Here is an 18,541-nt window from a genome sequence, read left to right on the forward strand (position 1 = left end):
CACGCCCCTGGCCGGAACCGCTTCGCTTCGCCGTCATGGCGCTGCCCAAAGCGGCTATGGCAAATATGCCCCCGTACGATGAAGCTGCCCCTCGGTCTGCTCCAGCGCCCGGATTGCCCCCTTGCCCTTGCGGGCCAGCAGTTGCTCGACCAGCGCCTCCACCATCGTCACGCCGGATGTAATCGACGGGAAGAACGATGGGCTGTCGATGGCGAACAGCAGCGTGCAGTCGGCCTCCAGGGCAATCGGGGCCACGGTGCTGTCGGTCAGGGCGATGACCTTGCAGCCGGCCTCGCGCGCCGCCTGGGCCACGCGCAGGCTTTCGTGGGAGTAGGGCGCGAAGCCGGCGACCAGCACGGCGTCGCGGGCGTTGAGCGCGCGCAGTTCCATTTCCAGCGTGCCGGCGTCGCCGCGGATCAGTCGCACCGAGCTGCGGAACAGCCCGTAGATGTAGTGGAACGTGAACGCGATCGGAAAGCACGAGCGGAAGCCGGCCACGTGCACGATGGGCGCGGCGGCCAGCAGGTCGGCGGCGCGGGGCAGGGTGTCGGCATTGTTGGCCAGCAGCGCGTCGAGGTTGTGGTGCTGCACTTCGATCATCTCGGCCAGCATCTTGCCCGGGCCGCTGGGCTTGTCCGAATCCTTGACCACCTTGCGCGCGCGGCGCGCGTAAGGCTGGCTGCCGCCCTCGCGCACGGCCGTCACGAACAGCTCGCGCAGACCCTGCCATCCGTCGAATCCCAATGACTGCGACAGGCGCACCAGTGTCGCCGGCTGCACGCCGGCATTGGCGGCCACCTTGCGCATCGACTGAATGGCGATGTCGCGCGGATGGTCCAGCAGATAGCGCGCGCCGCCCTGGAACTGGACGCTGAGATGCGGAAATTCCGTGCGCAGTCGTTCAAGCAGCGCGTCGAGCGATTCGGGAGGGCTGGGCTGGTCGTCGGACATCGATGTGATGAAAAAGCGGGATTTGCAACGATTGTTGCATAGGTCGCCGGCCGGGGTCGGCGGAATTGCGGGAACCGTATGTTTCGTCGAGTCGCATACGTGAAACAGTTGTTGCGTAGCTGGTGTGTTGTTCCTATACTGGCTACCTGTTTCGCGCCCCATGCGCTTTCTTGCACGCCGACCATGACGCACGTCTTCCATCGCAATCCCAAGCAAACCTTGCCTGTCGCCGTTGGCGGCAAGGGTATCGAGCTGTTCGACAGCAACGGCCGCGCCTACCTGGATGCCTCGGGCGGTGCGGCGGTGTCGTGCCTGGGCCACGGCCATCCGCGCGTGATCGCGGCGATCAAGCAGCAGGTGGATACGCTGGCCTACGCCCACACGTCGTTCTTTACCACCGAGGTGTCGGAAACGCTGGCCCAGACGCTGGCCGATGCCGCACCGGGCGACCTGAACCACGTGTACTTCGTGTCGGGCGGCTCCGAGGCCGTGGAAGCCGCGCTGAAGCTGGCGCGGCAGTATTTCGTCGAGACGGGCCAGACGCAGCGCCGCCATTTCATCGCGCGTCGCCAGAGCTATCACGGCAACACGCTGGGCGCGCTGGCCATTGGCGGCAACGCCTGGCGCCGCGAGCCGTTCCTGCCGCTGCTGGTGCCCGCGCACCATGTGTCGCCGTGCTATGCCTATCGTGACCAGGCTGCCGGCGAGACCGATGTGCAATATGCACAGCGCCTGGCCGACGAGCTGGAAGCCAAGATCCTGGAACTGGGGCCCGATTCGGTGGCCGGCTTCGTCGCCGAAACCGTGGTCGGGGCCACGGCCGGCGCGGTGCCGCCGGTGGCGGACTACCTCAAGCGCATCCGCGCGGTGTGCGACAAGTACGGCGTGCTGCTGATCCTGGACGAAGTGATGTCCGGCATGGGCCGCACCGGCTATCTGTTCGCCTGCGAGGAAGACGGCGTGGTGCCCGACATCGTGACCATCGCCAAGGGGCTGGGCGCGGGCTACCAGCCGATCGGCGCGATGATGTCCACCGCGCGCATCTACGATGCCATCGTCGGCGGCAGCGGCTTCTTCCAGCACGGCCATACCTATATCGGCCACGCCACCGCATGCGCGGCTGCGCTGGCCGTGCAGCGCACGATTGCCGAGGACAAGCTGCTCGACAACGTGCTTGCCCGTGGCGACCAGCTGCGTGCACGGCTGCGCGAGGCGCTGGGCAGCCATCCGAACCTGGGTGACGTGCGCGGCCGCGGCCTGTTCGTCGGCGTGGAGTTCGTGGCCGACCGCGCCACCAAGGCTACGCTCGATCCGGCGAAGAAGACTCACGCGGTGCTCAAGCGCACCTGCATGGAGAATGGCCTGCTGGTCTACCCGATGGGCGGCACGGTCGATGGCATCCATGGCGACCACGTGCTGTTCGCGCCGCCGTTCATCTGCACGCCGGCCGATATCGACAATATCGTCGACCGCTTCGTGCAGTCGGTGAACACCGTGCTGCCGGCCTGAGGAACGACCCATGACGATCGATACCCTGCGCCGTCCCTTCGCCCTGGCCGTGGCCCCCAACGGCGCGCGCAAGACCCACGCCGACCACGCCCGGCTGCCTATCGCCCCCGACGAACTGGCGCAGTGCGCGCGCGATTGCGTGGAGGCCGGTGCGGCGATGATCCACCTGCACGTCCGCAAGGCGGACGCCACGCACAGCCTCGAAGTCGCCGATTACGAGCCGGCCATCGCGGCCGTGCGCAAGGCCGTCGGCCAGCAACTGGTGCTGCAGTTGACCACCGAAGCGGTGGGCATCTACCAGCCGGCCCAGCAGATCGCGATGGTGCAGGCGCTGCGGCCAGAGGCTGCGTCGGTGGCGGTGCGCGAACTGGTGCCCGACGATGCGGCGCTGCCGGCAGCCGAGTCGTTCTTCCAGTGGATGCATCGCGAGCACGTGGTGGCGCAGTACATCCTCTACGATGCCAACGATGTCCGCCGCTATGCCGCGTTGCGGGCCAGCGGCGCCATTCCTGCCGGGCGGCACTGGGTGCTGTTCGTCCTGGGCCGCTACGCGGCCGGCCAGAAATCGTCGCCCACGGACCTGCTGCCGTTCCTGGCCGCATGGCACGACGTGGGACTGGACCAGAGCGGCGTCGAATGGGCGGTTTGTGCGTTCGGCAAGCAGGAAGCCGATTGCGCGGCGGCGGCCGTGATGCTGGGCGGGCATGCGCGCATTGGTTTCGAGAACAACATGACATTGCCCGACGGCAGCACGGCGCCCGACAACGCCGGCCTGCTGCGTGCCGTGCGTACGCCGCTGAGCGGCCTGGGCTATGCGGCGATGACGGCCGACGACCTGCGCGCCCGCTTCGCGTAATCCCCAGTGCAGTCCCGCCGGCAGGCCCGGCGGGATTCCGGTACGCTAGGCGCTTCATCCGCTTTTCGTTCCAGGAGTGCCGATGTCCGCCAGTCCGTCTCGCCTGCCTTCTTCCAACGAAGCCGTGCCGCTGGCGCGGGACATCGTCCACGGCCTGCGCGCCTCGCGCATCCGTGAGGTGGCCAACGCGGGCATCGGCCTGCCCGATGTCATGCCGTTCTGGTTCGGCGAGTCGGATCAGGTGACCCCGGCCTTCATCCGCGACGCCGCCGCGCAGGCGCTGGCCAGCGGGGCCACGTTCTACACGCACAACCTGGGCATCGCGCCGCTGCGGGCCGCGCTGTCCGACTATGTGACCCGGCTGCATGGCGCCACGCCGGTCGACAACATCGCCGTGACCAGCGCCGGCGTCAATGCGCTGATGCTGGCCGCCCAGCTGGTGGCCGGCCCGGGGGACCGCGTGGTCTGCGTCACGCCGCTCTGGCCCAACCTGGTGGAAATCCCGCGCATCCTCGGCGCCACCGTGGACACCGTATCGCTCGACTTCGGCGACAAAGGCTGGACCCTCGATATCGACCGCCTGCTGCGCGCCCTGACCCCTGGTACGCGGGCGGTGATGATCAACTCGCCCAACAATCCCACGGGCTGGGTCATGCCGCGCGCCCAGCAGCAGGCCGTGCTGGACCACTGCCGCCGCCACGGCATCTGGATCATCGCCGACGAGGTCTACGAACGGCTCTACTACGGCAGCGAAGGGGGCAACGCGCCGTCGTTCCTCGATATCGCCAGCCGCGACGAACGTGTGATCGCGGTGAACTCGTTTTCGAAGGCCTGGCTGATGACAGGCTGGCGGCTGGGCTGGATGGTGCTGCCCGCATCGCTGATGGACGACCTTGGCAAGCTGATCGAATACAACACGTCCTGCGCGCCCTCGTTCGTGCAGGAGGCGGGCATCGTGGCCGTGCAGCAGGGCGAGGCGTTCACCCAGGACCTGGTTCAGCGGCTGCGCACGTCGCGCGATCATCTGGTCGGCGCGCTATCTGCCCTGCCAGGCGTGGAAGCCCACGCGCCCGACGGCGCCATGTACGTGTTCTTCCGGCTGGCCGGCGCCGCGGACAGCCTGGCGCTCTGCAAACGCCTGGTGCGCGAGGCGCACCTTGGGCTGGCACCCGGCAGCGCGTTCGGCGACGAGGGCGAGGGCTTTGTCAGATGGTGCTACGCGTGCGACGTGACGCGGCTGGACGAGGGGGTGAGGCGGTTGCGCGCGTATCTACGGTCATAGCACTTGATGCGCTTGCCCTCTCCCCCGCCCCTCTCCCGCATGCGGGAGAGGGGAGAACACCCACCGCATGACGGACTGTCGGTTCGCTTCGCTGACCCGCGAGCCACCGCATGACAAGCACGGTCGGTTCGCTCCCCTCTCCCGCGAGCGGGAGAGGGGTTGGGGGAGAGGGCGGGCGTTTCCGGTACCGACACCCTCTATTTCAGGCTCCCCACCGTCGCCTCTTCCCCCCACCACCCACCCCCCAAGGCCTGCATCAGCGCCGCCGAGTCGGCCAGCCTGGCCGCGCGGGCCTGCGACAGATCCAGCGCGGCCTGGCGGGCCTGGCGTTCGGCGTCGATCACCGTGAACTGGCTCACGCCGCCCAGCCGGTATTGCTCACTGACGATGGCCAGCGTGGCGCGCGTTTGCCGGGCATTGTCGGCGCGGGCCTGCAGGGTGCCGGCGTCGGCGTCGAGGGCGCGCAGGGTGTCCGCCACGTTTTGCAGCCCCTGTAGCACGGCCTGCTGGTAGGCGCCCAGCGACTGTTCGTACGCCGCTTCCTTGGCGCGCTTCTGCGCGCGTAGTTCGCCGCCGTGGAACACCGGCTGCACCACGCCGGCGGCCAGGCTCCAGACGTTCATGCTGCTGAACAGGTCGCGGGCGCGCATCTGCTGGGTGCCGCCGCTGGCCGTCAGCGTGATCTGCGGATAGAGGTTGGCGGTGGCCACGCCGATGTCGGCCGAGGCCTGGTGCAGCAGCGCCTCGGCCGCGCGGATGTCGGGGCGGCGCCGTGCCAGTTCGCCGGGCAGGCTGACCGGCAGCGTTTCGGGCAGGTGCAGATCGTCAAGCCGGAACTCGGGCAGTTGCGCGCTGGCCGGCGTCTGTCCGGTGTAGACGGCAAGCTGATGGCGTGCGGCATCGAGCTGTTGCGACAACCCTGGCAGCAGCGCCTGCGTCTGCGCCAGTTCGGATTGCTGCCGCTGTACGTCCACACGGGCCACACCGCCTGCCTGCAGTCGCTGCTGCATGATGCCAAGCTGGCGCTGCTGCGCTTCGGCGATGGCCACCGTATCGGCCAGCTGCGCGCGCAGCCCGGCTTCGCGGATCGCCGTGGTGGCCACGTTGGCCGCCAGCGACAGGCGGGCCGCCTCCAGTTCGTAGCGTTGATAGTCGACCGCGGCGCGCAGGCCTTCGAGTTCGCGCCGCTGCCCGCCAAACAGATCCAGCGCGTAGGACACCTGCACGCTGGCGTTGTAGAGCGTGAACGGGCCGGGGCTCGGAAACTGGGTGATGCCGACGGAGGTCAGGTCCACCTGCTGGCGGGTGGCGTTGAACTTGGCATCGACCTGCGGAAATTGCGTGGCCCCGGTGCGCGCGGCCAGGTTCTCCTGGGCTTCGCGCAGGCGGGCGCGCGCCTGCGTCAGCGTGGGGCTGCTGGCCAGCGCCAGGCGTATTGTCTCGTCGAGCCGCGGATTGCCGAACAGCGTCCACCATTGCGCGGGCACATCGCCGGGCTGCAGCGTTTGCGTCGGGAAGCCCTGGGCCGGCATCTGCAGCGGCTGCGGGCCGGCCGTGTATCGTGCGTCGGCAGGCGCGTCGGGGCTGTGGAAGTCCGGGCCGACCGCGCAGCCGGCGGCCAGCAGCGCGCAAAGCGCGGCGACCGGGGCCAGCAAGGGGGGGAACGTACGCATGGCAAGGCTCCGCTTGTCAGTCCAGCGTGCGCTTGTAGAAGCGCACGGCGATACCCATGACGATGACCGTGAACAGCGCCACGGGCCAGACGTTGGGCCAGAGTTCGGTCCAGCCGCTGCCCTTGAGCATGATGCTGCGGACCATCCGGTTGAAATAGGTCATCGGCAGCACGTTGCCGATCCACTGCGCCCATGTCGGCATGCCGGCGAACGGGAACATGAAGCCGGACAGCAGGATGTTCGGCAGGAAGTAGAAGAACGTGAGCTGCACCGCCTGCAGCTGGTTGCTGGCCAGCGACGACAGCGTGATGCCCACCGTCAGGTTGGCCGCGATGAACAGCAGCGTGGCCAGGTACACCGCCAGCACCGACCCCAGGAACGGCACCGAGAACACGTAGTGCGCGGCCAGCACGATGATGGTGGCCTGGATCAGGCCGATGAAGATGTACGGGACGATCTTGCCCGAGATCACCTCGATGGGCTGCACCGGCGTGGCCAGCAGGTTTTCCATCGTGCCGCGCTCGCGTTCGCGGGTCATGGCCAGGCCCGTCATCATGACCATCGTCATCGTCAGGATGGTGCCCATCAGCCCCGGGACGATGTTGTACTGGGTGATGCCTTCGGGGTTGTACAGGCGGTGCACGTTGACGTCGAAGGCCGGTTTGCCGCCGGCCAGCGGCGCCAGCGCGCCCTTGAGGTCGATGCGCGCGACGGTGTCCGGCAACTGCGCCAGCGCCGCGATGGCCTGGCCCGTGGCGGACGGGTCGGTGGCATCGGCTTCCACCAGGATCTGGGGGCGGTCGCCATGCAGCAGCCGCCGCGAGAAGTCGTGCGGGATATTGACCACGAACTGCACGTCGCCCCGCAGCAGCGCCTCGCGCCCCGCGGTCTCGTCGGGCATCGTGCGCACCACCCGGAAGTACGTGGTGTTTTCCATCGCCGCGATGAACGTGCGCGAGAAATCGCTGTGCTCGGCCACGATCACCGCCGTGGGCATGTGGCGCGGATCGCTGTTGATGGCAAAGCCGAACAGCAGCAGTTGCACGATCGGCAGGGCCACGATCATGCCGAACGTGATGCGGTCGCGGCGCAGCTGCAGGAATTCCTTCAGCACGATGCTCCACCATCGCTGCAGCGAGAACGACGTGTGCGTCGGCCGCGAAGCATTGCGGGCGGACGGGCGCGCGGCGCTCATGATGCCTCCCTGCGCCCGTGCGCGGCCTTCTTTTGCGGCGGGGCGGCCATGTTGTCCTGTGCGCCGCCCATCATGTGGATAAACACGTCTTCGAGGCTGGTCTTGGTCTGCACCAGGCGGTGGTGGGCGCCCGCGTATTGCCGGAGCGTCTGTTCGAGCTGCGCGGCGTCCTTGCCCGTCACATGCAGCGCGGTGCCGAATGCCACGGTCTGGTCCACGCCAGGCTTGCCCTGCAACTGCGCGGATAGCTTGGCCAGGTTGTCGCCCTCGACGCTCCACGTGCTCAGGTGCTGGCTGGCGACCACTTCGTCCGACGTGCCCTGCGCCAGCAGCGTGCCGTAGGCGATATAGGCCAGCTTGTGGCAGCGCTCGGCCTCGTCCATGTAGTGCGTGCTGACCAGCACCGAGATGCCGCGCGCCGCCAGCTGGTGCAGCTGTTCCCAGAAATCGCGGCGCGCCTTGGGATCGACGCCGGCAGTCGGTTCGTCGAGCAGCAGCAGTTGCGGCTCGTGCAGCAGGCACGCGGCCAGCGCCAGCCGCTGCTTCCAGCCGCCGGACAACGAACCGGCCAGCTGCTCGGCGCGCGATTGCAGGCCCAGGTCTTCCAGCGCGCGCGCCACCACGTCCTTGCGGTTGGGCATGTCGTAGACGCGGGCGACGAAGTCGAGGTTCTCGCGGATCGACAGGTCTTCCCAGTACGAGAACCGCTGCGTCATGTAGCCCACATTGCGCTTGATGTCGGCGGCCTGCTTGAGGATGTCGTAGCCCAGGCAGGTGCCGGAGCCGGAATCGGGCGTCAGCAGCCCGCACATCATGCGGATGGAGGTGGTCTTGCCGCTGCCGTTCGGGCCCAGGAAGCCGAAGATCTCGCCGCGCGCCACCTGCATGGTCAGGTTGTTGACCACGTGCTTGTCGCCGAAGTGCTTGTTCAGGTCGTGCACGTCGATGACCAGTTCCCCGTTGCGGTGGCCGTTGGCGGTGGCATTGCCGTCGCCTTGGCCCGGTTCCGGCCGGCTTCCGGACTGGGTGCTCATGATTGCGTCACCTCCACCGGCTGGCCGGGGCGCAGCTTCGGCGCGTCGGCGGCGCTGGGTCTGGCCTCGATCAGGAACACGAGCTTGCGGCGGGTGTCGTTGCTGTAGATGACGGGCGGCGTGTATTCGGCCTGGTTCGACACATAGGTGACCTTGGCGGCCACCGGAGCCGCACAGCCATCGCAATGGATCGTGATGGCCTGGCCGTTCTTCAGCGATCCGACCACGGCCTCGGGCACGTAGAAGCGCACCTTGACGTTGCCCGGCGGCAGCATGCGCACCACGGCACTGCCCGCCGGCACCCATTCGCCGGGGCGGAACGGCACGTCGTAGACCACTCCGGCCACCGTGGCATTGACCGATTTGCGCGACAGCTTCCACTCGGCCTGGGCCAGCGCGGCGCGCGCGGCGTCCACCTGGGCCGACTGGGCGGCCAGCTGGTCCTTGCGACCGGGCAGGCGGGCCACGTCGATATCGCGCTGCAGTTCGCGCACGCGGGCGGCATCGGCGTCGGCCGTGGCGCGGCTTTCGTCAAGCTGCGCCTTCGAGATGCCGCCGATGTCGAACTGCGCCTCGTCGCGCTTGCGCTGGGCGGCACTGCGGCCGGCCTGCGCCTGGGCCTGCACCAGTTGCGCCTGGTTGACCGCCACTTCCACGGGGCGCTTGCCAGTCTGGATGTCGGCCAGCTGGGCCTCGGCCACGCGCACCTGTTCGACGGCCTGCTGGCGCGCGGCGCGCTCGTCATCGGATTCCAGCACGAACAGCGGCGCACCGTTGCTGACCTGCTGGCCGCGATCGACCGACAGCGTTTCGAGCCGGCCCGCGAATGGCGAGGCCACGGCGACGAATTCGCCTTCGACGTAGCCCTGCCAGGTGGGGGGCTTGTCGTTGCCGCAGGCAGCCAGCAGCGGCAAAGACAGGGCGGCCAGCAGCAGGGGCCAGGTGTGGTGCGGGACGGGAAGCATCATGCGGGCTCCGGGATACCAGGTTCAGGCAGGGGCTTGGGGCGGCACGGACAGCCCATGACCCAGCATGGCGGTGACGTGGCGCACCAGCGTGTCGGTGTCGATGTCGGCGGCGCCGGGCAGCGCGCGCCAGATATGCGTGGTGGCCAGCGGCAGCAGTGTCAGGCCGATCAGCGACACCATCACCAGCGCGGGCGCCAGGCCGGGGTTCAGCTGGCCCTGCGCATGCGCGGCCGCCAGCGGGCTGGCGATCAGATGCGCGCGCTGCAGGGCCACCCGCTGCAGCAGGCGCTCGCGCAGCTGGCCGTCGGTGCCGACAATCTCGCGAATCCACAACCCCGGAAACCATGGCGTGGCCGATGCCGTGCGGATCAGTTGCTCCGCCAGCGCCTGGATGCGGGCGATGGGGTCGGGCGGGCCAGCCTGCAGCGCGCCGAACACGTGTTCGATCAGCGGTTGGAGCCGTTCCTCGAAGATCGCGTCAAGCAGCGTGTCGCGGTCGCCAAAGTAGTAATGCACCAGGGCCGGCGTCACGCCGGCTTCCGCGGCGATGGCCTTGGTCGAGGTGGCCGCCACGCCATGGCGGGCGAACAGCGTGACGGCGGCATCGATCAGGCGGTCGCGCTGGCCGGCATCGGATGCCTGCGCAGCGGGCCGGCCGGGACGGCGCGGGGGATCGGTCGGTGGGCGGGAGGGCATCGAGCCAGTGAGAGACTTCGGAAGCGCCACAACATGGCAGGTTCCGATCCATATTAATTTTCGGATTAATTAATACAAGGGCGGTTACAACGTCGGCTTTGCGCCACCGCAAGGCTTGACAACACAAGCGTCGCGCGAATGCTGCGTCGCAGCAAAACGAGGTAGACATGTCATGTCGGCTTGGCTATGCTCGCGCCTGTCCAGAAGGGTGCCCGTCGGTGGTGCATCCGCATCCCGGGTTTTCCTATGCAGTGCTTCCGTTTCCTGGCCGCCGTGCTGCGGCCACGCCCGCGCTTTGTCCGTCAGCTTGCCGCCTGGATGGTGGCGAGTACGGCGTTGCCGTGGGCGGCGCACGCGCAGGAAACGCCGCCCGCGGACATCCCGGCCGCCACTGCGCCCGCCGCGCCCGCCGCCAGCGTGCCGCTCGTCAACGATATGGAGAGCCCGTTCGCGTTCCACGGGCAGACCACCTATATCTGGCAGCGCAAGCCCGCGTTCAGCGCGCCCTATTCGGGCGAGAACAGCCTGACGCCGAACCGCGCCAAGAGCTATTCGTGGACGGCCACCCTCGACCTGGGCCTGCGGCTGTGGAAGGGGGCCGAATTCCACCTGAACCCCGAGCTGGCGCAGGGCGTGCCGTTTTCCGACCTGCACGGCATGGGCGGCCTGTCCAACGGCGAACTGGCCAAGACGGCCAGCACGAGCCCGAAGGTCTACCGGGCCCGCGCCTTTATCCGGCAGTACTGGGGCCTGGGCGGCGGCGATGAAACGCTGGACTCGGACTTCAACCAGTTCGCCCGCACGGTGGACAAGCAGCGCGTGGTGCTGACCGCCGGCAACTTCGGCGTGATCGACGTGTTCGACCAGAACCCGTATGGGTCCGATCCCCGCACGCAGTTCATGAACTGGTCGTTCATGACGCACGGCTCCTGGGACTATCCCGCCGACTCGCGCGGCTATAACTGGGGTGCGGCACTCGAATACATCGGCGATGGCTGGTCGGCCCGCGTGGGCCATTTCCTGCAGCCGGTCGAATCGAACGGGCGTGAGCTGGATACCCGGCTGTTCCAGCACTATGGCCAGATGCTGGAGCTGGAAAAGCGTTACACCATCGCGGAGCGGCCCGGCCAGGCGCGCCTGCTGCTATGGCGGAACAAGGCGCGCATGGGTGCGTTCAATGACGCCCTCGCGTTCGGCCAGGCCAACGGCGTGACGCCCGATGTGGCCGATGTGCGCCGCGAGCACAGCAAGTGGGGCGTCGGGCTGGCCTTCCTGCAGGAAGTGGCCGACGACGCCGGCGTGTTCCTGCGTGCCAACTGGTCCGACGACAAGACCGAGACCTATGCCTTTACCGAAATCGGCCGGCAAGTATCGGCCGGCGGCACGATGAAGGGCGCGCGCTGGGGCCGCCCCAAGGACGAGGTGGGCCTGGCCGTGGCCGTGAACATGCTGGGATCGGGGCACCGCAACTACCTGGCCGCCGGCGGCCTGGGTGCCTTCCTGGGCGATGGCGCGCTGCGCTACGGGCCCGAGCAGATCGTCGAGATCTACTACAGCGTGGCGGTATGGAAGACGCTGACGCTGAGCCCGGATTTCCAGTACGTGCGCAATCCGGGCTACAACCGCGACCGCGGGCCGGCCAAATTCATCGGCATCCGCGCGCACGCGGAGTTCTGACGAACCGGCCCGGCCGGCTTCTGGCGGGTGGCCTTACTGCCGCGCGTTGCGCCGGTTGTCCGGCCACGGCGTGTTGAAGTTGGTGCGGAACGGGTTGATGTCCAGGCCCCCACGGCGCGTATAGCGGGCGTAGACGGCCAGCTTCACCGGCTTGCACATGCGCATCACGTCGGTAAAGATCCGCTCCACGCACTGCTCGTGAAATTCGTTGTGATTGCGAAACGAGATCAGGTACTTGAGCAGCCCTTCCTGGTCGATCGGTGCGCCCACGTAGCGGATCTGCACGCTGCCCCAGTCGGGCTGCCCGGTCACCAGGCAGTTCGACTTCAGCAGGTGAGACACCAGCGATTCCTCCACCGGCGATTCGTCCTGGTCGGCCTTGAGCAGCGTCGGATCGGGTTCGTAGACGTCGGTCTCGATGTCCAGGCGGTCCAGCAGCAGGCCGTCGAGTTCGCCCATCTTCTGGGTGCCCAGGTCCGATTCGGTCACCAGCCGCACCTGCACCGTGCCGCCCGTGGCGTCGGACAGGTCGTGGTGCAGCAACTGCTGCAGCGCCTCGGCCGACGCGAGCTTGCTCTGGTTGAACGAGTTCAGGTACAGCTTGAACGATTTCGATTCGACGATGTTCGGCGTATCGGCGGGAATGATGAAGGTGGCCAGCGCCACCTGCGGCTTGCCCTTCAGGTTCAGCCACGACACCTCGTAGGCATTCCAGATATCGACGCCGAAGAACGGCAAGGCCTTGCCTTCGGGCAGGCCGATCTCGGTGCGCTTGGGCTGGCGCGGAATCGGGAACAGCAGCGTCGGGTCGTATTCGGTCTTGTAGGCCGAGGGCTTGCCCAGCGGCGAGTGCTCAGGAAGCGTCATGATCGGTCTCAGGACAGGAACAGCTTGTAGACGGGGTTGTCGGTCTCGTCCCAGTGTACGTAACCGAGCGTGGAAAGGAACGTGCGGAATTCGCGTTTTTCGTTCCGGGGCACCTGGATGCCGACCAGGATGTTCGACGTGTCCGCCCCCTGGTTCCGGTAGTGGAACAGGCTGATGTTCCAGTTCGGGCTCATGCTTGACAGGAACCGCATCAGCGCGCCCGGGCGCTCGGGGAATTCGAAGCGGTACAGCAGTTCGTCCTGCGCCAGCGGCGAATGGCCGCCCACCATGTAGCGGATGTGCTGCTTGGCCAGTTCGTCGTTGGACAGGTCCAGCGTGTCGAAGCCATGGCGGCGGAAGTTGGCGGCGATCTTGTCGCTTTCCGCCCGGCTGGCGATCTGCACGCCCACGAAGATATGCGCCACGCCGGTATCGGCGATCCGGTAGTTGAATTCGGTCACGCTGCGGGTGCCGACCTGTTCGCAGAAGCGTTTGAAGCTGCCGCGTTCCTCGGGGATGGTGACCGCGAAGATGGCCTCGCGGGCCTCGCCCACTTCGGCACGCTCGGCCACGAAGCGCAGGCGGTCGAAGTTCATGTTGGCGCCGCAGGCGATGGCCACCAGGTGCTGGCCCTTGAGCTTCTCGCGCTCGGCGTAGGCCTTCAGGCCGGCCACGGCCAGCGCGCCGGCCGGCTCCAGGATGCTGCGCGTGTCCTGGAACACATCCTTCAGGCCGGCGCAGATCGCGTCGGTATCCACCAGGATGATGTCGTCCACCAGCTCGCGCGTGATGCGGAACGTCTCCTTGCCGACCAGCTTCACGGCCGTACCGTCCGAGAACAGCCCCACGTCCTTCAGCTCCACGCGCTTGCCGGCGTCCACCGAACGCTTCATCGCGTCGGAATCAAGCGTCTGCACGCCGATCACCTTGATGTCCGGACGCACGGCCTTCACGTAGCTGGCAATGCCCGAAATCAACCCGCCGCCGCCGATGGCGACGAAGATCGCGTGGATCGGGCCCGGGTGCTGGCGCAGGATCTCCATGGCGATGGTGCCCTGGCCGGCGATGACCTCGGGGTCGTCGAACGGGTGGATGAAGGTGAGCTTGTGCTTCTTTTCCAGTTCGGCCGCGTGCAGGTAGGCGTCGCTGTAGGAATCGCCATGCAGCACGATCTGCACCCATTCGCCGCCGCGCTCGCGCACGGCATCGATCTTCACCTGCGGCGTGGTGGTCGGCATGCAGATCATGGCCTTGCACTGCAGCCGGGCGGCGGACAGCGCCACGCCCTGGGCATGGTTGCCGGCCGACGCGGCAATCACGCCGCGCTTGAGATCCTCGGGGCGCAGCGACGCCATCTTGTTGTACGCCCCGCGCAACTTGAACGAGAACACCGGCTGGGTGTCCTCGCGCTTGAACCAGACCGCATTGTGCGTGCGCGCCGACAGCGCGGGGGCGTAGGTCAGTTCGGTTTCCTGGGCCACGTCGTAGACCTTGGCGGTCAGGATCTTCTTCAAATAGTCGGGCTTGGCGGGGGTGCGGGTCATGGTCTGCGGACGCCACGCTGGCCGTGGCAAAAAAAGCCGGAAAAATCGGCGGAAACCGCCAATGATAATGGATGGCGCACATGCGGGCCCCGGTACCGTGTGGTGGCGCCCCAGGTGCCGCAAGGGCCACTGTTGTAGGACAGCGCCCGGTGGACGCTCGTCAAATCGGCGTGCTACGGTTTCACGCGATGCCCCCCCTACCTCTCATCGAACCCAACACCGCGCTGTTCCTGGACTTCGACGGGACGCTGGCCGACCTTGCGCCACGCCCCGACCTGGTGCAGGTGGAGCCCGAGCTGGTTGGCACGCTGCGTGCGCTGCACACCTGCCTGGACGGCGCGCTGGCCATCGTCTCGGGCCGTCCCGTGGACGAACTCGACTATTTCCTGCAACCGTTGCGCCTGCCGGCCGCCGGCGTGCATGGCGCGGAATTCCGCCATGGCGCCGAAAGCATCGTGCGGCCGCCCGCGCCGGGCATCGGCCCGCTGCTGCCGCAGCTCGAGGCGCTGGTACTGAGGCACCCGGGCCTGCAACTGGAGCGCAAGTCGGTGGCCGTGGCCATCCACTACCGCCAGGTGCCGGAGCTGGAGCCGCTGGTGCGCGCCGCCGTGGCCGATGTGCTGCGCGATGCGGTGGGGCTCGATGCGCTGCCCGGCAAGATGGTCATCGAGATCAAGCCGGCCGGCGTGGACAAGGGCGGGGCGATTGCCACGTTCATGCGCTCGGCGCCATTTGCCGGCCGCATGCCGCTATTTGCCGGTGACGACGTGACCGACGAGGCCGGTTTTACGGTGGTGCGCGAACTGGGCGGCGTGGGCCTGCTGGTGGGCCAGCGGGCCACGGCGGCGTCGGTCAGCGTGCCTGCGCCCGCCGTCCTGCGCGATTGGCTGCATCGTTCCGCGCACGCGCTGACCCATCTGATGGCGCGCCGCGAGGCACCCGCCGACCCCCTCTCACCCCCATCGCCTGCAAGGGAGGAACCGTTGTGAGTGACCCTGCCAACCTGAACCCCGCCATTGCCACCGAGGCGCCGGCGGTCAATACGGATTCGGACAGCTCCTGCCGCCAGGCCGATCCGTCGCTGTCGCTCGGCATGATCGGCAACTGCGCGTTCTCGGCGCTGGTCGATGGCCGCGGCCGCATCGTCTGGTGCTGCATGCCGCGCTTCGACGGCGATCCCGTCTTCAACGCGTTGCTCGATACCAGCGAGAACGCCGGCCACTTCAATATCGAGATCGAGGACTTCAAGGAGGCCACGCAGTGGTACGAGCCGAACACGGCTGTCCTGCGCACCCGGCTGATCGACCAGCATGGCAGCTGCCTGGAAATCACCGATTTCTGCCCGCGCTTCTTCCGGCTGGGCCGTTACTTCCGGCCGTTGACGCTGGTGCGGCGCATCCGCCCGATCCGGGGCGCGCCGCGCGTGCGCGTGACGGTGGCGCCGCGTTTCAACTGGGGCCGCATCCAGCCGCAGGTCACGCGCGGCAGCAGCCACGCGCGGTTTGTCGGCGACGACATGACGCTGCGCCTGACCACCGACGCGCCGCTGGCCTATGTGCTGTCAAAAACGCCCTTCCTCGTCACGCGCGGCTACAACTTCATCCTCGGGCCCGATGAAACGCTCACGCACGGCGTGGACGACATCGCCCGCGACTTCGAGCAGGAAACCACCTCGTACTGGCGGCTGTGGAGCCGCCGGCTGGCCGTGCCGCGCGAATGGCAGGACGCGGTGATCCGCGCGGCCATCACGCTGAAGATGTCGCTCTACGAGGAAACCGGCGCGATCGTGGCGGCGATGACCACCAGCATCCCGGAGGCGCCCGGCAGCGGCCGCAACTGGGACTACCGCTTCTGCTGGCTGCGCGACGCGTTCTTCGTGGTGCGGGCGCTGAACAGCCTGTCCGAAGTCGGCACGATGGAAGACTACCTGCGCTGGCTGTCCAACGTGGTGATGCAGTCGCAGGACGGGCATATCCAGCCGCTCTACGGCATCGGGCTCGAACGCGAGCTGCCGGAAAGCATCCTCGATCACCTGGGCGGCTACCGCGGCATGGGGCCGGTGCGCGTGGGCAACCAGGCGCAGGAGCACTTCCAGCACGATGTCTATGGCAACGTGGTGCTGGCCGCCGCGCAGGCTTTTCACGACCACCGCCTGCTCTATCGCGGCGGGCCCGCCGAATTCCGGCGGCTCGAAGATGTGGGCGAGCAGGCCGTGCGCGTGTTCGGCACCCCCGACGCGGGCATGTGGGAACTGCGCACGCGCGCCCGCATCCACACGTCGTCGGCGCTGATGAGCTGGGTGGCGTGCGACCGCCTGGCCAAGATCGCCGTGAAGCTCGAACAGCCCGCGCGGGCTGCCTACTGGCACGACCATGCCGGCCGCATGAAGCAGCGCATCCTGGACGAATCGTGGAACGAAAAGCGCCAGGCGTTCGCGGAGAGCTTCGGCGGCAAGGAGCTGGACGCCAGCGTGCTGCTGATGGCCGAAGTCAATTTCATCGATCCGAAGGACCCGCGCTTCGTGTCGACGGTCAAGGCGCTGGAGGAATCGCTGTGCGACGGGCCGTACATGCGGCGCTACGAGGCACCCGACGATTTCGGCAAGCCCGAGACCGCTTTCAACATCTGCACCTTCTGGCGCATCGACGCGCTGGCGCGCATCGGGCGGCGCGAGGAGGCGCGCGAAATTTTCGAGGCCATGCTGGCCGCACGCAATCCGCTGGGATTGCTGTCGGAAGACACACACCCGGTCACCGGAGAGATGTGGGGCAACTTCCCGCAGACCTATTCGATGGTCGGCCTGATCAACGGTGCCATGCGGTTGTCGGCACCCTGGGACACCGTGATCTGAAGAAAGGATTGGCAACAACAAGAAACGATATATGGGCAGACTAGTAGCGGTATCGAACCGGGTCGCGGACCCCCGCAACCATGCGGCGGGCGGCCTGGCCGTGGCGCTTTCCGAGGCGCTCAACAAGACGGGCGGCCTCTGGTTCGGCTGGAGCGGCAAGGTGCTGGAAACCGCGCAGGGCGGCACGCCCGGCGAAGGCGAGGTGCACCAGGTGCAGGCGGGCAACGTGACGCTGGCCACCGTGGACCTGTGCCGCGAAGATCATGACGCGTACTACCTCGGCTACAGCAACGGCGTGCTGTGGCCGGTGCTGCACTACCGCGTGGACCTGGCGGACTTCGACGCCGGCGGTAATCTCAACGCCTACCGCCGCGTGAACCAGCTGTTCGCGCGCAAGCTGGCGCCCATGCTGAAGCCCGACGACGTGATCTGGATCCACGACTACCACCTGATCCCGCTGGCGGCCGAGCTGCGCGCCATCGGCTGCGGCCAGCGCATCGGGTTCTTCCTGCACGTGCCGCTGCCGCCGCCGCTGATCCTGGCCGCCATCCCGCAGCACGAATGGCTGATGCGCGCGCTGTTCGCCTACGACCTGCTCGGCTTCCAGAGCCAGGCGGACCTGGACCATTTCTCGCGCTACGTGCAGGGCGAGGCCGGCGCGGAGCCGATGGGCGAATACCGCTTCCGCGCGTTCCACCGCACCGTGCGCGCGCAGGCGTTCCCGATTGGCATCGATGTCGACGAATTTGCCGAACTCGGTCGCGGCCATGAGGCCGTGGAAACCTACGAGATGATGCGCGGCCAGTATGCGCGGCGCCGGCTGCTGCTCGGTATCGACCGGCTCGACTATTCGAAGGGTCTGCCGCAGCGGCTCAAGGCGTACCAGACGCTGCTGGCCGAGTACCCCGAGAACCGGTCGAGTGCCACGCTGATCCAGATTGCCGCGCCGTCGCGCGAATCGGTGGACGCCTATGCCGACCTGCGCCGAGAGATGGAAGGCATCACCGGCGCCATCAACAGCGAATACGGCGAGCTGGACTGGATGCCGGTGCGCTACATCCATCGGTCCACGTCGCGCCGCCGCTTGCCGGGCCTGTGCCGCGCCAGTTGCGTGGCGCTGGTCACCCCGTTGCGCGATGGCATGAACCTCGTGGCCAAGGAATACATCGCCGCGCAGGACCCCGACGATCCGGGCGTGCTGGTGCTGTCGCGCTTTGCCGGCGCCGCCGAGCAGCTGAAAGAGGCGCTGCTGGTGAACCCCTACGATACCCGCGCCACGGCGCAGGCGATCCAGCAGGCGCTGCACATGCCACTGTCGGAACGCCGTGCCCGGCACCAGAAGCTGCTCGAACGCATCCGCCAGCAGGACGTGCACTGGTGGAGCAGCGAGTATCTGCGGGCGCTGATGGAGACCGAGGGGGGCTGATGGCCCGGAACG

The 18,541-nt window shown here is 67.8% G+C and carries 15 protein-coding genes; 7 read left to right on the top strand and 8 right to left on the bottom strand.

Annotation, left to right across the window (positions count from 1 at the left end):
* Positions 1-54: 54 nt before the first annotated feature.
* Positions 55-951: a MurR/RpiR family transcriptional regulator gene (locus tag AC3G88_RS05170; RefSeq protein ID WP_488770801.1), complete on the bottom strand. Its 897-nt coding sequence runs from the start codon at positions 949-951 to the stop codon at positions 55-57.
* 183 nt (positions 952-1,134) lie between these two features.
* On the opposite strand from AC3G88_RS05170, the gene AC3G88_RS05175 reads away from it, so the two are divergent.
* The 3 genes from AC3G88_RS05175 (at position 1,135) to AC3G88_RS05185 (ending at position 4,598) form a co-directional block, all read left to right on the top strand.
* Positions 1,135-2,460 carry an aspartate aminotransferase family protein gene (locus tag AC3G88_RS05175; RefSeq protein ID WP_488770802.1) on the top strand — a complete coding sequence of 442 codons (1,326 nt, stop codon included), beginning with the start codon at positions 1,135-1,137 and terminating at the stop codon, positions 2,458-2,460.
* A gap of 10 nt (positions 2,461-2,470) precedes the next feature.
* Positions 2,471-3,316, top strand: coding sequence for a beta-keto acid cleavage family enzyme (locus tag AC3G88_RS05180; protein WP_488770803.1), 846 nt, complete (start codon positions 2,471-2,473; stop codon positions 3,314-3,316).
* Between the two features lie 82 nt (positions 3,317-3,398).
* The gene (locus AC3G88_RS05185; RefSeq protein ID WP_488770804.1) at positions 3,399-4,598 is read left to right on the top strand and encodes a pyridoxal phosphate-dependent aminotransferase; all 1,200 of its coding nucleotides are present in this window, start codon (positions 3,399-3,401) and stop codon (positions 4,596-4,598) included.
* A gap of 197 nt (positions 4,599-4,795) precedes the next feature.
* Here AC3G88_RS05185 and AC3G88_RS05190 read toward each other — a convergent pair whose 3' ends face one another.
* From AC3G88_RS05190 to AC3G88_RS05210, 5 genes are read right to left on the bottom strand one after another with little or no spacing between them, the layout of a single operon-like run.
* Positions 4,796-6,271, bottom strand: a complete 1,476-nt coding sequence (locus AC3G88_RS05190) for an efflux transporter outer membrane subunit (RefSeq protein ID WP_488770805.1) — start codon at positions 6,269-6,271, stop codon at positions 4,796-4,798.
* Positions 6,272-6,287: 16 nt separating this feature from the next.
* Complete coding sequence (locus AC3G88_RS05195; protein WP_488770806.1) at positions 6,288-7,466, bottom strand: ABC transporter permease; 1,179 nt, start codon at positions 7,464-7,466, stop codon at positions 6,288-6,290.
* The gene (locus tag AC3G88_RS05200; protein WP_488893167.1) at positions 7,463-8,500 is read right to left on the bottom strand and encodes an ABC transporter ATP-binding protein; all 1,038 of its coding nucleotides are present in this window, start codon (positions 8,498-8,500) and stop codon (positions 7,463-7,465) included. Before AC3G88_RS05200 ends, AC3G88_RS05195 begins: the two co-directional genes overlap by 4 nt.
* Complete coding sequence (locus AC3G88_RS05205) at positions 8,497-9,468, bottom strand: HlyD family secretion protein (protein WP_488770808.1); 972 nt, start codon at positions 9,466-9,468, stop codon at positions 8,497-8,499. The genes AC3G88_RS05200 and AC3G88_RS05205 overlap by 4 nt, the downstream gene beginning before the upstream one ends.
* Before the next feature lie 21 nt (positions 9,469-9,489).
* Positions 9,490-10,164: a TetR/AcrR family transcriptional regulator gene (locus AC3G88_RS05210; RefSeq protein ID WP_488770809.1), complete on the bottom strand. Its 675-nt coding sequence runs from the start codon at positions 10,162-10,164 to the stop codon at positions 9,490-9,492.
* Positions 10,165-10,410: 246 nt separating this feature from the next.
* On the opposite strand from AC3G88_RS05210, the gene AC3G88_RS05215 reads away from it, so the two are divergent.
* Positions 10,411-11,841, top strand: coding sequence for a carbohydrate porin (locus tag AC3G88_RS05215; RefSeq protein WP_488770810.1), 1,431 nt, complete (start codon positions 10,411-10,413; stop codon positions 11,839-11,841).
* A gap of 33 nt (positions 11,842-11,874) precedes the next feature.
* Here the strand turns inward: AC3G88_RS05215 and queF are convergent, their stop codons facing one another.
* Complete coding sequence (gene queF / locus AC3G88_RS05220) at positions 11,875-12,708, bottom strand: NADPH-dependent 7-cyano-7-deazaguanine reductase QueF (protein ID WP_400392965.1); 834 nt, start codon at positions 12,706-12,708, stop codon at positions 11,875-11,877.
* 8 nt (positions 12,709-12,716) lie between these two features.
* The gene (gene ilvA, locus AC3G88_RS05225; RefSeq protein WP_488770811.1) at positions 12,717-14,252 is read right to left on the bottom strand and encodes a threonine ammonia-lyase, biosynthetic; all 1,536 of its coding nucleotides are present in this window, start codon (positions 14,250-14,252) and stop codon (positions 12,717-12,719) included.
* Positions 14,253-14,440: 188 nt separating this feature from the next.
* Here ilvA and otsB point away from each other — a divergent pair, with 188 nt between their 5' ends.
* From otsB to AC3G88_RS05240, 3 genes are read left to right on the top strand one after another with little or no spacing between them, the layout of a single operon-like run.
* Positions 14,441-15,241, top strand: a complete 801-nt coding sequence (otsB, locus tag AC3G88_RS05230) for a trehalose-phosphatase (RefSeq protein ID WP_488770812.1) — start codon at positions 14,441-14,443, stop codon at positions 15,239-15,241.
* Positions 15,238-17,103, top strand: coding sequence for a glycoside hydrolase family 15 protein (locus AC3G88_RS05235; RefSeq protein ID WP_488770813.1), 1,866 nt, complete (start codon positions 15,238-15,240; stop codon positions 17,101-17,103). Before otsB ends, AC3G88_RS05235 begins: the two co-directional genes overlap by 4 nt.
* A gap of 31 nt (positions 17,104-17,134) precedes the next feature.
* On the top strand, positions 17,135-18,529 hold the full coding sequence (locus AC3G88_RS05240) for an alpha,alpha-trehalose-phosphate synthase (UDP-forming) (protein WP_400392957.1): 1,395 nt from the start codon (positions 17,135-17,137) through the stop codon (positions 18,527-18,529).
* Positions 18,530-18,541 lie beyond the last annotated feature (12 nt).

The sequence above is a fragment of the Cupriavidus sp. 86D6 genome, assembly GCF_057815095.1.

What these genes read in the sequence shown, in the direction of transcription:
- AC3G88_RS05240 (WP_400392957.1), top strand. Translation starts at nt 17,135, where the DNA reads ATGGGCAGACTAGTAGCGGTATCGAACCGGGTCGCGGACCCCCGCAAC.
- AC3G88_RS05190 (WP_488770805.1), bottom strand. Translation starts at nt 6,271, where the DNA reads ATGCGTACGTTCCCCCCCTTGCTGGCCCCGGTCGCCGCGCTTTGCGCG.
- queF (WP_400392965.1), bottom strand. Translation starts at nt 12,708, where the DNA reads ATGACGCTTCCTGAGCACTCGCCGCTGGGCAAGCCCTCGGCCTACAAG.
- AC3G88_RS05195 (WP_488770806.1), bottom strand. Translation starts at nt 7,466, where the DNA reads ATGAGCGCCGCGCGCCCGTCCGCCCGCAATGCTTCGCGGCCGACGCAC.
- AC3G88_RS05170 (WP_488770801.1), bottom strand. Translation starts at nt 951, where the DNA reads ATGTCCGACGACCAGCCCAGCCCTCCCGAATCGCTCGACGCGCTGCTT.
- AC3G88_RS05180 (WP_488770803.1), top strand. Translation starts at nt 2,471, where the DNA reads ATGACGATCGATACCCTGCGCCGTCCCTTCGCCCTGGCCGTGGCCCCC.
- ilvA (WP_488770811.1), bottom strand. Translation starts at nt 14,252, where the DNA reads ATGACCCGCACCCCCGCCAAGCCCGACTATTTGAAGAAGATCCTGACC.
- AC3G88_RS05200 (WP_488893167.1), bottom strand. Translation starts at nt 8,500, where the DNA reads ATGAGCACCCAGTCCGGAAGCCGGCCGGAACCGGGCCAAGGCGACGGC.
- otsB (WP_488770812.1), top strand. Translation starts at nt 14,441, where the DNA reads ATGCCCCCCCTACCTCTCATCGAACCCAACACCGCGCTGTTCCTGGAC.
- AC3G88_RS05215 (WP_488770810.1), top strand. Translation starts at nt 10,411, where the DNA reads ATGCAGTGCTTCCGTTTCCTGGCCGCCGTGCTGCGGCCACGCCCGCGC.
- AC3G88_RS05175 (WP_488770802.1), top strand. Translation starts at nt 1,135, where the DNA reads ATGACGCACGTCTTCCATCGCAATCCCAAGCAAACCTTGCCTGTCGCC.
- AC3G88_RS05210 (WP_488770809.1), bottom strand. Translation starts at nt 10,164, where the DNA reads ATGCCCTCCCGCCCACCGACCGATCCCCCGCGCCGTCCCGGCCGGCCC.
- AC3G88_RS05185 (WP_488770804.1), top strand. Translation starts at nt 3,399, where the DNA reads ATGTCCGCCAGTCCGTCTCGCCTGCCTTCTTCCAACGAAGCCGTGCCG.
- AC3G88_RS05205 (WP_488770808.1), bottom strand. Translation starts at nt 9,468, where the DNA reads ATGATGCTTCCCGTCCCGCACCACACCTGGCCCCTGCTGCTGGCCGCC.